We start from the raw sequence: 12,658 nt of genomic DNA on the forward strand, positions 1-12,658 counted from the left end.
GTCTCGACAAGAAGGCCACGAACCTCTCGGTGCTCGCAGCCATCGGTGTGCGCCGAGATGGTCAGAAGGTATTGCTTTCCATCATGAATATGGGCGGCGAGAGCACGGCAGCGTGGCGTCAATTTCTCGATGATCTGGATAAGCGCGGGCTGAAACGACCCCCGTTCGTGATTGTTGACGGGGCACCAGGGCTCGAGGCGGCACTGGTGGCGCTGTGGGGCGAGGACCTGCCGATCCAGCGCTGCACCGTTCACAAGCATCGCAACCTGCTGGCCCATGCCCCGAAACATATGCACGAGGAGCTGGGCAACGACTATCGCGACATGATCTATGCCGCCACCGCAGCCGAGGTCGAAACGCGCCGCAAGGCTTTTGTGCGCAAATGGCGCCTGAAGTGCCGCGCTGTTGCCGATAGCCTGGAAGAAGCCGGGGATCGCCTCTTCACCTTCACACGCCTTGATCCGTCGCAATGGAAAGCGGCTCGGACGACAAATGCCATAGTGCGTCTGAACGAGGAATTCCGCCGTCGGATCACAACCCAAGCCGTGCTGCCCTGCGCCGAAACAGTGCCGATGCTCCTGTGGGCTCTGATCGCCGCCGGCCAGATCACCATGCGCAAGGTCGACGGATGGCAAACCCTCGACAAAGCGATCGAGCCAATGACACTTGACCTCGCCGCCTGATCAGGCGCAAATCAAACCGCTCGGAGGACGGCGCAGGAGAATTTCCACCACTCTCGAGACACAACCGCGGCGGCTTTAGGCCGAGTGTAAGAGTACGAGCCGTTCATGATGCAGTGTCACAGGTTCAAATCCTGTCCCTACAATCAAAATATCTCGTGTTATCAGTTATTTGCAAAGTGCCCCTCGGGGCGTTTTTTGCGTTGCGATATCGCCCGGAAGCACTGTGGAAGCAAGAGGGCTCGAAAGTCTGAGGGCCGATGCGCAGCCAGAGGCTGCGCATCGGCCCATAGCCGGCAGTCGGCGGCCGCCTTACCGATGCAATGCGGCACGCCTAAGCGGCCCTTCATCGAGAGTGCGGCGTATTCGCCTCCAAGTACGTTAGCTTCGGGCGGTCATCTGGACGCGTGCAGTCACGGTGCCATGCCGAGCAGACGCAAAACCTCGCGCGGGGCGGGTTTTCTCCAGATGATCTGGAAACTGTCGGCCACATTGTCGCGGGCCACGGGAATTCCGGGCAAGGCGATCCAGGCAGGAACGGGTCGGCCCAACAAGGCAAGGACCGTGGTGCGGGCGGCGACCTCGCCCTGTTGAAACGGCTGCTGTGCTGCAACACTCACAAAAGGTTTGCTTGCGGCCAAGGAAATGGCGACATCTTCGCCAAGATCGACGGTCGCCATCACAATCGAGCGGCCAGCGGCTTCCAGTCGGATGGATACCGCCGTGGCAGGCGTGTCCCAGACCACAAAGAAACCTGAAATCTCGGGATAATCCGCGATCATCCGCTGGGCCAGATCGGCCGCTGCGTCCACCGCGCCGAACCGCAGTACATGCGTTCGCACGTCAGAGCGGTTCGCCTGCATCCAATTGATGAAAGCAACCTCCCGCCCGTTGGTGGCGAAGAAATCAGCGGCAAAGCCAAGAATGCCCACCGCCGCCCCTTGCGCCAGATGCGGCGAAAGCCCCGCTGCCGCCATCCTGCCAAGACCGAAATTATCCGATGAAACAAGCGAGGTGTAATGGGTGCCGGGCAATAGGCCGGTCGGCACATTTTCTAGCAGCACTAGGCGGATGCCCGCCAGCGCAACCCGCCTGAAGGCCGCCACAACCTGTTCGTTTGCTACAGGCAAGGCCACAATCGCATCCGGTTTTGCCGCGATCAGCCGGTCCAGTTCGGCCACCTGCCGATCCGCTGAAAATCCGCAATCGACCACTTCGGTCACGACCACTCCACAATCCCCAAAGATGCCCAACATGCCGGAAATCTGCAACTTGGTCCAATCGCCATTCAGCGTGTGCAAAACAACGGCCACCCGCTTGCCTGCTGCTTTGGCCGCTGCGCAATCCTCTGGCAGAAGGCTTACTCTTTCGGGCGGAGCAGCGCGCTCACCATGGGGGCCCAGTCCAAATATGGTCAAGATCCACTCCTCCCCTGCACTGATGGCGGCGCGGGCTCCGGTTGCGGCACCGCGGCCCCGTCTTCGTCCGCACGGAACGCGGCAAAATCGGGATGCAGGGTCGGTTTACCTTGAATGATCCAGTCTTTAAGGAAGGCCGGCGCAAAGATCGCCTCAGACGCCACGCGCGCCGCCCCCACTAACCCCGCCGAACTGCCCATCTGCGAACGGATTATGCGCAGATCGCGCGTGACCAGCGGGTGAGACGCGCCGTAAACCGCCTCACGGATCCCCGCCAGCAGGATGTCATTGGTTTGAACCAGCGTGCCCGACAGCACGATCATGTCAGGGTTCAGCGCATTGGCCAGCGTCGCCACAACCTGCCCGATCAGATGCCCCGACCTGGTCAGGATCGCCACGGCGGCGGGATCGCCGATCTGTGCTGCCTGAGACACTTCGATCGAGGTAATATCACCCCCGCGCCGCACTAGGTCGGCCAAAACCGGACTGCGACCGGAGTCGGCCGCGACACGCCCTTCGCGCTGGATCATGTCAGAGCCTGCCATCGCATCCAGCGTGCCAGTCAGCCCGTCCGAAATTACCGGAAGCGCGCCGATCAGGCCCGCCGCCCCCTGCGCACCGCGATAGAGCTGCCCGTCACACACGATCCCCGCGCCGATCCGACGTCCGACCTTGATAAATAGCATGGATCGCAGCCCTTGCCCCGCACCGGCGTGCAACTCTCCCATGGTCATGGTTTCCACGCTGGATCGCATCCAGATCGGCACGTCGAATTGGCGAGTAAGTGTCTCGACCAGCGGAAAGCCTTCCCAAGCCGGCAGAACGGGGGGGGTCGCCGTCATGAAGGCGCTATCCCCAACCGAGGGCACCGTACCGGGCACCGACAGCGATATGCCCCATGGTGCAGTGGTTGGGGTCTGACGCTCCAGACACCAATGAAACAAGGCCGCGAGCCGGCTTGCAAGTTCTGCGGCAGGGGCCGTCAGGTCGGCGGCCTCGTGGTGTTCGGTCAACAGGTTGCCCGACAGGTCTGATACGCCGACGCCGATGGCCGTCTGGTCCAGTGTCGCCACCAGCACCAGGCCGCGCCGGGCAGAAAAGCGCACAAGGCGCGGGGCTCGCCCGCCGGTGGCCAGCCCTAGTTCCGACTCGTCGACAAGGCCCAGATCCGAAAGCAACTGCAGCCGGTCCGCCACCACGGCACGCCCCAACTCGCTTTCGCGCTCCAACGCCTGCCGGGTGGTTGCGCGTTCGCTGCGGATCAGGTTCAGGATTTCAACCAGAGAGGGCCCCGCTGTCTCGCTGTTGCGCGGACGACCTTTCCCACGTGTGCGGGTAGATTCGGCGGTTTCGGCAGTGTGCGGTAACAAAAGCGGCTCCTCTGCTCTGTATTCACACACATAGTTGGGTAGATTTTGGCGTTCAAGAAAATACTTTTGCGTTAAAACAGCAAAAGAATGGCAAGATCGGCATAAATATAATTGACCTACACTGATTCTGGGCGTAATCACACTCCAACGGCTTGAGGAGGTCGTGAGGAGGAGCGGTCAGGCGGACGAAGTCGCGCCAGACGCAAAGTGGGGGATTACTGATGGCAGCGTGGAAGCTGGCGTATCACGCCAATTGCTGGGGAGAGCTTGGCGGAAACGCCGTGGGGGTCACCTCGATCACCGAACTCAGCTATCGGACCTTTGGGGCGATGGACCGCGCTTTTGCCGATATCGCGGCGGCTGGCTATGAAGGCGTCGAGCTGTTTGACGGCAACCTGCTGGATCACAGTGCTTCGGCGATGCGAACCCTTTTGGCCGACAACGGGCTTGCACTGGTTGCCGCCTATGCCGGTGGGAACTTCATCTTCGACGACATCCTGCCCGAGGAACTGGCCCGCGTGACCCGCGCCGCCGACCGTGCCGCCGAACTGGGTGCGCCGCATCTGGTGGTGGGCGGTGGCGCCAAACGCTTCGACGGAATACGCGAGACGGACTATCACAAGCTGGGCGCGGCGCTGGACCGGATCAAGGCGATTGCCGATGCCCGGGACCTGCGCGCACATTACCACCCGCATCTTTCCACCATTGTCGAGGGTCCGGCCGAGGTCGCCAAGATCTTCGATTTGACGACCATCGATTTTTGCCCCGACACGGCCCATTTGGCTGCTGCTGGCGGCGATCCTGCGCAACTGATCCGGGATCACGCGAAGCGTATCTCGTATGTGCATCTGAAAGGGTTTCAGAAAGAGCCTTTCGCCTTCACCCCGCTGGACAGGGGCGACGTGCCCACAGACCCCATTCTTCAGGCGATGAAAGACGTGGGATTTGCCGGTTGGGTTTGCACCGAACTTGACAGCTGGACCGACCCTGCCGAAGGGGCGCGGATCAGCATGGACTATCTGAACCGGGCCATGGCGGGCTAATCTGCCAGTCCATTATCGGGGGCAACCCCACATCTTCTCGGGAGGAAGAAATCATGATTACCAGACGTGCCCTTATGGGCTCGGCCACCGCACTTGCGCTGGTCATGGGGATGAACGTCCCCGCCTTTGCCGACCCTGACACTGCGCTGGCTGCATTGCAGGAAACCGTACTGTCGAAAGGCCCGAATGGCGAAGACCCCTCGGCTCCTTCCACCGTCGTTCTGACCGACGAGGAACTGGCCAAGATCAAAGAGATGGGCGCCACCGCCGCAATCGTCATGCACTACGGTGGCAATGACTGGTCCCGCGCCCAGATCAACGGGCTGCAGACTCAGTTCACCGCCATGGGCATTGAGGTGATTGCCGTGACCGATGCGGGATTCAAACCCGAAAAGCAGGTCAGCGATCTTGAAACCATCATGGCGCAGGCGCCTGACGTCATCGTATCGATCCCCACGGATCCCACCGCGACCGCCGCCGCCTACCGGGCTGCAGGCGAAGCGGGAGCGAAGTTCGTATTCATGGATAACGTGCCCGCAGGCTTTGTTGCGGGCAAGGATTACGTCTCGGTTGTCTCTGCGGACAACTATGGCAACGGCGTCGCCTCGGCACATCTGATGGCAAAAGCCCTGGGGCCGGATGGGGGGGATATCGGTCTGGTCTTTCATGCCGCTGATTTCTTCGTGACCAAGCAGCGCTATGATGCTTTTAAAGCCACCATTGCCAACGATTATCCGAACATCAAGATCGTGGACGAACAGGGCATCGGCGGACCAGATTTTTCAGGCGATGCGGAAAAAGCTGCGGGAGCAATGCTGACGGCCAATCCGTCAATCAAGGGGATCTGGGCAGTTTGGGACGTGCCCGCCGAGGGGGTGATTGCCGCCGCGCGCGCCGCTGGTCGCGATGATTTGATCATCACCACGGTGGACCTTGGCGAAAACGTTGCGATCAGCATGGCGCAGGGCGGCTTCATCAAGGGCTTGGGCGCGCAGCGTCCGTATGATGCGGGCGTGGTCGAGGCCAAGCTCGCCGGCTATGCGCTGCTGGGCAAAGAGGCCCCGGCGTTCGTGGCCCTGCCCGCGCTTCCCGTCAGCAAAGAAAATTTGCTGGAGGCATGGACACAAGTCTATTCCACAGAAGCGACCGACAACATCAAGGCCATGATGCAGTGATCCCAACCGCGCGGGGAGCATCCCCGCGCGAAACCAGAGTCTTCGGCCAGGCAAACCGCTTGTCGCCCGCCAAAAGGCTCACCACCAGCCACGGAGACCGAAAATGACCAAAGTGATGAATGTCGCCATGATCGGCGGCGGGTTCATGGGCAAGGCGCATGCCATGGCCTATGCCTCGATGCCGATGTTCTTCTGGCCCGCCCCAGCCATTCCGCACCGCAAGGTCGTGGTTGATATCACAGACGGGGCAGCCGAAGATGCCCGCCAACGGTTCGGTTTTGACGAGGCCAGCAGCGACTGGCGTTCCGTGGTAAATCGTCCGGACATCGACGTAGTTGATATTTGCACCCCCAACAACGTCCATGCCGAAATTGCCATCGCCGCCGCAAAAGCGGGCAAGCACATTATTTGCGAAAAACCCCTCGCGCGCACGGTGGACGAGGCCCGCGCGATGACCGAGGCGGCGAAGGCCGCCGGCATCATCCACATGGTCGCCTTCAACTATCGCCGCACGCCCGCCGTGGCGCTGGCCAAGAAATTCATCGACGAAGGCCGCATCGGCAAAATCCTGAACTTCCGCGGCACCTATCTGCAGGACTGGTCAGCCGATGAGAACGGCCCGCTATCCTGGCGGTTCCAGAAGAAGATTGCTGGCTCTGGCGCAGTTGGTGATATCGCTACGCATGTGGTCGATCTGGCGCATTATCTGGTGGGCCCCATTGCAGAGGTGATCGCGATGACAAAGACCTATGTGACAACCCGGCCGCTGCAGCAGGGCGGCGTGGACAAGCTGGGGGCGTCGGTGAAATCTGCGGGTGTCGAGCGCGCGCCGGTGGATGTGGATGACGAGGTGATCTCGATGCTGCGATTTGGCAACGGCGCTATCGGAAGCCTTGAGGCTACCCGCAACGCCTGGGGCCGCAACAACTTCATCACGCTGGAAATTCACGGCACCAAAGGGTCGATCCATTTCAACTATGAACGCCGCGACGAATTGCAAGTGATGTTCGCCGACGATCCGGCAGATGCGCGCGGCTTCCGCACCATCTACACGGGTCCGGCGCATCCATATGGCGGCGGCCTGTGGCCGATCCCGGGTCTGGGCATCGGCTATTCCGAGACGAAGATCGTGGAATGCTTTGACTTCTTCAGCGCCATAGCGTCGGGCAAGCAGCCGAGCCCGAATTTCGAAGACGGCTTGCTGACCGAACTGGTGGCCGACGCAATGCTGCGTTCGGGCGAAACCGGCAAGTGGGAAACGGTCGGATGACCGCCCCGGCCCGTATAACCAATCCCGCTGTTCCGGCCGTTCGCATGATGGGGATTTCGAAATCCTTCGGCGGTGTGCGTGCGTTGGACAACGTGGATTTGGAGGTGCTGCCCGGCGAGGTTCATGCGCTGCTGGGCGGCAACGGGGCCGGGAAGTCCACCATTCTAAAGGTGCTGAACGGGGTGCACATCCCGGATGAAGGCACGGTCGAGGTGGCAGGCCAAAGGCTTGCCGCCCCGACACCAGAGGCCGCCCGCGCGGCTGGGGTGGCGATGAACTTTCAGGAAATGTCGCTGATCCCTACGTTGACCGTGGCGCAGAATGTGTTTTTGACGCGCGAGGCCCGCGATGCGCGCGGCCTGATCGACGACGAAGATTCCATCCGCCGCGCCGCCGCGATCTTCAAGATGCTGGAGGTCGAGGTGAACCCCCACGCCTTGGTGGGTGATCTTGGTGCTGGGCAAAAGCAGTTGACGGAGATTGCCAAGGCCATCAGTCAGGACGCGCGCGTGCTGATCCTGGACGAACCTTCGACCGCGCTTGCGGTATCAGATGTGGAGCGATTGTTCGTCTTTTTGCGCAAGCTGACTGCCAAGGGCGTGGCGATCATCTATGTCAGCCACCGTATGGACGAGATTGCCCGGATCGCCGACCGCGCCACCATCCTGCGCGATGGGCGGCATGTGATCACAGCGCCGATGGCGGACCTGCCCATCGATACGATGATCGAACATATCGTCGGCAAACGGTCCAAGGGATTGGCCGACGTGGTGCGCGGCGGTTCCTCACGGGGCGAGGCGCTGCTGGAGCTGAAAGATGTGACCGGGCCGCACAAGCCCGATAACATCAGCTTTACCCTGCACCGGGGCGAAGTGCTGGGGCTTGCGGGGCTGCTTGGGTCGGGCCGGTCGGCGCTGGCGCGGGTGATCGCGGGGATCGAGCCTGCGGTGTCGGGTGAAATACATATCAAGGGCAAACCGGTGCAGATCCGCAGCCCCTCCGATGCGATTGCGCAAGGTGTCGCCCTCGTGCCCGAAGCCCGAGCCACGCAAGGCATCATCCCCGCCCATAGCGTTGCCGAAAACATGGTCATGGCGGTTCTTGGACGGATCACGAAACGCGGTCTGGTGGATCAGCCGCGCGCGACCGCAATCACCGACAGCATGATCCAGCGCCTTTCGGTCAAGACCGCCAACCGCGACAATGCGGTATCGACCCTGTCAGGCGGCAACCAGCAAAAAGTGGTGATCGGCAAATGGCTGGCCACCGACCCCGATATTTTGATCCTTGATGAACCCACCGCAGGCATCGACATCGGATCGAAATCCGAAATCATCCGGCTGGTGCGCGATCTTGCGGCGGCAGGCAAAGGGGTCTTGGTGATCTCATCCGAACTCTCGGAACTGCTCACTGCCTGCGACCGTATTCTGGTAATGGCCGATGGCCGCGCCCATCAGATGCTGGACCGCGCCGATCTGGACGATCCCGACGAGACCAACCCCGACCATGCCCTGCAAGCTGCCGAGCGGCGCTTGCAGATCGAGATTCAGAAAGCTCTGACCGTGAAGGAGGCTCTCCATGGCTAATTCAGTAACGGCCCCTCGCGGGGCAATCTTCGCCAACTGGCGGCAGAACATCATCTACATCGGCTTTGTCGCGATCTTTCTGATCTTCGCGCTGACGCTAAACGACAAGGGGTTCCTTAATCCCAACAACCTGCTGAACATCGTGCGGCAGACGGCGATGATTGCCGTGATGGCCATCGCGATGACCTTCGTTCTGTCAGCGGGCGAGATCGACCTGTCGGTGGGGGCCGTGGCCGGATTGGCGACCGTGACGGTTGCCATGGCGATCAATTTTGCGGGCCCTGTGGGCGGGGTCGCTGCCGGTATTGCGACCGGCCTTGCTGTCGGCATGTTCAACGGATGGCTGACCACGCGCATCGGCATTCCGTCATTTCTGACAACGCTTGCGATGATGGGCATCGCCAAGGGCGTGGCGATGTGGATTTCCGACACCGCTGCCGTGCCAATCCTTTCGCCGGGCTATTCCTGGCTGTTTGGCGGCGGGTCTGTTGGGCCGATCCCGGTGCTGTTGTTCTGGATTGCGGCACTGGGTGGAGTGGGGCATATCGTGCTGCGCCGCTCAGGCTTTGGCCGCCGGGTGTTGGCGACCGGTGGCGGGGAAACCGCTGCGCGCTATTCCGGCATCGATACTGCAAACATCAAGATGAAGGTGCTGGTCCTGTCGTCCTGTGCTGCCGCACTGGCCGGCATGCTTTACGCCGGACGACTGCAATCGGGCCGCTTTCAGTTGGGCGAAGGCGACGAGTTGTCCGTCATCGCGGCTGCGGTGCTGGGCGGCACCAGCCTGTTCGGCGGCAAGGGCACTGTGATCGGCACCATCGTGGGTGCCATGATGATCGGGCTGATCAACAACGGCCTGATCTTGTTCGGGCTGGAATTCAGCCAGCAGTTGATTGCGCGGGGGGGGATCATAATCCTTGCCGTCGCCCTTAGCCAAAAGCGGTGACATGATGGAACATGTCACCATCATCGGCACCGTCAAAGCAACGCCCGCGACACGCGACGAGCTTCTTGCACTCCTCGCGGCACAGGTTGCCCCGACCCGAAATGAGCCCGGCTGCATCAACTATGACTTCCATGTCGATGCGGCCGATCCCTGCTGCTTTGTCTTTTATGAGAACTGGCAGAGCCAAGCAGATCTGGACGCGCACTTGGCGATGCCACACCTCGCGCCGTTGTTTTCTCAGCTCGGGCGGCTTTTGGCCGAGCCGGTTGATATTCGGTATCTGACGATGCTTTCGGATATGGCCTCACAGAAATGATGCCGGTCAGGGGGCTCGCTGTCTGCCGCATTCAGGGCGCGCTGGGGTCCATGTGGTTTAGGCGGCAGTCAGCCCTTGTTCAGGGGCCACAGTCAGAACATGCGGTAGTATGTGGATCGCGGGAGAGCTCTTAATGTCCCTGAAACTCGGCATGGTGGGTGGTGGCAAAGGTGCCTTCATCGGCGGCGTGCATCGGATTGCGGCGCGGCTGGACGGCCATTGGAACTTGGTCGCCGGGGCGTTTTCGTCTGACCCTGAACGGGCGGCGCAATCGGCGGCGGACCTGGGGATTGTGGCAGAGCGCAGCTACGACAGCTTTGCCGCGATGGCCAAAGCCGAGGCGGCGCGGCCAGACGGCATCGATGCCGTGGCAATCGTTACGCCCAATCACCTGCATGTCCCGGTGGCTATGGCGTTTCTACGAGCTGGAATTCCTGTGATCTGCGACAAGCCGCTTGCCACAACCGTGGAAGACGCCGAGGCGCTGGTCAAGTTGGTGGCCGAGACCGGCCTGCCCTTTATCCTGACCCAGACATACACCGGCTATCCGATGGTCCGCGAGGCACGGGCCCTGGTTGCGGCGGGTAAGATCGGTCGCGTCCGTCATGTTCAGGTTGAGTATTTGCAGGACTGGCTGGCCATGCCGGTCGAAAGCTCGGGTAACAAGCAGGCTGCATGGCGCACCGACCCGGCGCAGTCCGGCCCCGGCGGGTGCATCGCCGATATCGGCACCCATGCCTTCAACCTTGCAACTTTCGTGACCGGTCTTGTTCCAAGTGCAGTGCTGGCCGATCTGACTGCTTTCGGACCGGACCGGGCACTTGATGACAATGCCGCAATCCTGCTCAGGTTCGGGGGTGGTGCCAAGGGCATGATCTGGACGAGCCAGGTTGCGCCGGGAGTCAAGAACGGCCTTCGCATTCGCGTGGCTGGCGCGGCCGGAGGCCTTCTTTGGGATCAGGAACGACCCGACGATCTTGAGTTCACTCCTGTTGGCAAGCCAACGCGAACCCTGCGGCGTGGGGGCGACGGCGTTTTTACACCTTCTCGCCTTCCGGCAGGCCACCCAGAAGGCTATCTTGAGGCCTTTGCCACGCTTTATGCCGAAGCCGCCGGGCAAGTGCGTGAGTTTCGGAGCGGGGCAAAACCGAGCATCGATATCGCGCTGCCGACTGTGTCGGACGGATTGGCTGGCATGCGTTTCATCACGGCTGCGGTGCGGTCAAGCGAAGAAGACGGGATTTGGGTTGGGCTCTGAAGCCCGATCCAGAACGATTGTAGCCAGACCATTCTGTGAGGCCACCATCAAGATTCGTCAAAGTTCACGTCGTGCCAGATATCCTCGTTAGCATCGCACTCGCTCATATGGGGGACGATTGCCCATGAAAGGGTACGAATGGCTATTTTGCGCTGATCGTTGAAAAGCGACTATGGTCAGTAAACGTCCGGTTCCCTGAAGGTTTTTCGACGTGGACCGCAGCGCGACCTATGCCGCCCAGAGATGGCGGTTCACGTTGACAAACCTCGGAAGGACGAAGCCGCGGGGGGCCGGGCGCAATCTATGGGTAAAGAGCGCTGACGCCAGGGGCTGGGACGATGATCAGCGATGGTTGGAGGCGTGAAGGGCGGGCGCAATGTGAATTCTTGCAGAATAATGCCGATGCGCCTTTGGCTTGGGCAGATACGCCGGTGGCTGAACCAAGACAGAGCCTGGCCATTTCTGCGTGCTCGTGCAAGCGTGGGCAATCGCCAACGGTTCGGTGCCCACACGGGAACCGGTGCCGGATCGATCTGGATGACGGGCGTTTCGTCATGCTGCCATCTCCCGAGGCGGTGCTCGTGATTGCGGCTTTTGCCCTCTGAGGAAGATTTCGATGATCCTCATCGGGCCACCGCAACATGGGCATGGCGCGCGCCGTGTGAGCGGGGTGGGTTCTGCCGCCGGTTCGGGTGCAGCGGCGGGGGCTGCCTCTGCGAGCAGGTTGCGGACCCGCGCGATGTTGACTTTGCGGGCGGCGCTGGCAAGCAGGCCGTAGTGCCGGATGCGGTGGAATCCATCCGGCAGGACATGAATCAGAAAGCGGCGGATGAACTCATCGGTGGTCAGCCGCATGACCTTTTGGCAATCGCCGGTCTTGATGCGATGGTCCTTCCAGCGGAACGCGACCGTGTCGGCGTCGGCGCTAACCACGCGGGTGTTCGAGATCGCCACACGGTGGGTGTAACGGCTAAGATAGGCCAGAACCGCCTCGGGGCCGCCGAACGGAGGCTTGGCATAGACCACCCATTCCGACTTGCGGAACGGGGCCAGCCAGGCGGTAAATGTGCTCGCATCGGCCAATCCAGATCGGTCACCGAAGAAGATCAGGTGTCCGGCGTGGTGGAGGGCGAGCAGGCCTTCGAGGAACATGCGGCGAAAGAGCCGCGACAGGACCTGCACGGGCAGGAAGAACCCCCGTCGACAGGCGATCCAGCGGCCGCCATCTGGCGAGAGGCCACCGCTCGGGACGATCATGTGAATGTGGGGATGGTGGGTCAGGGCCGAACCCCAGCTGTGCAGCACCGCCGTAATCCCGACCTTTGCACCGAGCTGTTTGGGATCGGCGGCGATGGTCAATACCGTCTCGGCCCAAGCGCGGAACAGCAAGTCATAGACCGCCTTCTTGTTCCAATAGGCGATCTGCGCAATCTCGGCCGGCAGGGTGAAGACGACGTGGAAGTATTCGACCGGCAACAGGTCCTCAGCCCGCACAGCCAGGGGTTTGGTTCGCATCCTTTCTCTCCTTTTGATTTGCGATGCCACGAGAGCATACATTTGGGTGCGGGGCGGACCATCCCATTAGTGGCAGCGCGT

General features: G+C 61.4%; 10 protein-coding genes and 1 pseudogene. 8 read left to right on the forward strand and 3 right to left on the reverse strand.

Annotated elements, in window-relative coordinates; translation table 11 throughout:
- A partial coding sequence (locus Q7V03_RS02860) for a transposase (RefSeq protein WP_304924099.1) occupies positions 1-683 on the forward strand: 683 nt, incomplete at its 5' end.
- Between the two features lie 410 nt (positions 684-1,093).
- Here the strand turns inward: Q7V03_RS02860 and Q7V03_RS02865 are convergent.
- Together Q7V03_RS02865 and Q7V03_RS02870 are read right to left on the reverse strand one after the other, a co-directional pair.
- On the reverse strand, positions 1,094-2,098 hold the full coding sequence (locus Q7V03_RS02865) for a substrate-binding domain-containing protein (RefSeq protein ID WP_304924100.1): 1,005 nt from the start codon (positions 2,096-2,098) through the stop codon (positions 1,094-1,096).
- Complete coding sequence (locus tag Q7V03_RS02870; protein ID WP_304924101.1) at positions 2,095-3,468, reverse strand: ROK family protein; 1,374 nt, start codon at positions 3,466-3,468, stop codon at positions 2,095-2,097. Before Q7V03_RS02870 ends, Q7V03_RS02865 begins: the two co-directional genes overlap by 4 nt.
- 221 nt (positions 3,469-3,689) lie before the next feature.
- On the opposite strand from Q7V03_RS02870, the gene Q7V03_RS02875 reads away from it, so the two are divergent.
- The 7 genes from Q7V03_RS02875 (at position 3,690) to Q7V03_RS02905 (ending at position 11,062) form a co-directional block, all read left to right on the forward strand.
- On the forward strand, positions 3,690-4,511 hold the full coding sequence (locus tag Q7V03_RS02875; RefSeq protein ID WP_304924102.1) for a sugar phosphate isomerase/epimerase: 822 nt from the start codon (positions 3,690-3,692) through the stop codon (positions 4,509-4,511).
- Positions 4,512-4,564: 53 nt separating this feature from the next.
- Positions 4,565-5,686 (forward strand): substrate-binding domain-containing protein, encoded by a 1,122-nt coding sequence (locus tag Q7V03_RS02880; RefSeq protein ID WP_304924103.1) that lies wholly within the window; start codon positions 4,565-4,567, stop codon positions 5,684-5,686.
- A gap of 103 nt (positions 5,687-5,789) precedes the next feature.
- Positions 5,790-6,956: a Gfo/Idh/MocA family protein gene (locus Q7V03_RS02885; protein WP_304924104.1), complete on the forward strand. Its 1,167-nt coding sequence runs from the start codon at positions 5,790-5,792 to the stop codon at positions 6,954-6,956.
- Entirely contained in the window at positions 6,953-8,542 is a 1,590-nt protein-coding gene (locus Q7V03_RS02890) for a sugar ABC transporter ATP-binding protein (protein WP_304924105.1), read from the forward strand. Before Q7V03_RS02885 ends, Q7V03_RS02890 begins: the two co-directional genes overlap by 4 nt.
- The gene (locus Q7V03_RS02895; RefSeq protein WP_304924106.1) at positions 8,535-9,488 is read left to right on the forward strand and encodes an ABC transporter permease; all 954 of its coding nucleotides are present in this window, start codon (positions 8,535-8,537) and stop codon (positions 9,486-9,488) included. Before Q7V03_RS02890 ends, Q7V03_RS02895 begins: the two co-directional genes overlap by 8 nt.
- A 1-nt stretch (position 9,489) precedes the next feature.
- A complete protein-coding gene (locus tag Q7V03_RS02900) occupies positions 9,490-9,804 on the forward strand; it encodes a putative quinol monooxygenase (protein WP_304924107.1) in 315 nt (104 codons plus the stop codon).
- 133 nt (positions 9,805-9,937) lie between these two features.
- Positions 9,938-11,062 carry a Gfo/Idh/MocA family protein gene (locus Q7V03_RS02905; RefSeq protein ID WP_304924108.1) on the forward strand — a complete coding sequence of 375 codons (1,125 nt, stop codon included), beginning with the start codon at positions 9,938-9,940 and terminating at the stop codon, positions 11,060-11,062.
- Positions 11,063-11,614: 552 nt separating this feature from the next.
- On the opposite strand, the pseudogene Q7V03_RS02910 reads toward Q7V03_RS02905, so the two are convergent.
- A pseudogene (locus Q7V03_RS02910) lies at positions 11,615-12,553 on the reverse strand (transposase); the annotation flags it as partial.
- Positions 12,554-12,658 lie beyond the last annotated feature (105 nt).

The sequence above is a fragment of the Cypionkella sp. genome (assembly GCF_030652235.1).
In the GTDB taxonomy this organism is placed as follows: Bacteria; Pseudomonadota; Alphaproteobacteria; order Rhodobacterales; family Rhodobacteraceae; genus Cypionkella.

Coding starts and splice junctions, on each gene's coding strand:
- Q7V03_RS02875 (WP_304924102.1), top strand. CDS start 3,690: ATGGCAGCGTGGAAGCTGGCGTATCACGCCAATTGCTGGGGAGAGCTT.
- Q7V03_RS02880 (WP_304924103.1), top strand. CDS start 4,565: ATGATTACCAGACGTGCCCTTATGGGCTCGGCCACCGCACTTGCGCTG.
- Q7V03_RS02885 (WP_304924104.1), top strand. CDS start 5,790: ATGACCAAAGTGATGAATGTCGCCATGATCGGCGGCGGGTTCATGGGC.
- Q7V03_RS02890 (WP_304924105.1), top strand. CDS start 6,953: ATGACCGCCCCGGCCCGTATAACCAATCCCGCTGTTCCGGCCGTTCGC.
- Q7V03_RS02895 (WP_304924106.1), top strand. CDS start 8,535: ATGGCTAATTCAGTAACGGCCCCTCGCGGGGCAATCTTCGCCAACTGG.
- Q7V03_RS02900 (WP_304924107.1), top strand. CDS start 9,490: ATGATGGAACATGTCACCATCATCGGCACCGTCAAAGCAACGCCCGCG.
- Q7V03_RS02905 (WP_304924108.1), top strand. CDS start 9,938: ATGTCCCTGAAACTCGGCATGGTGGGTGGTGGCAAAGGTGCCTTCATC.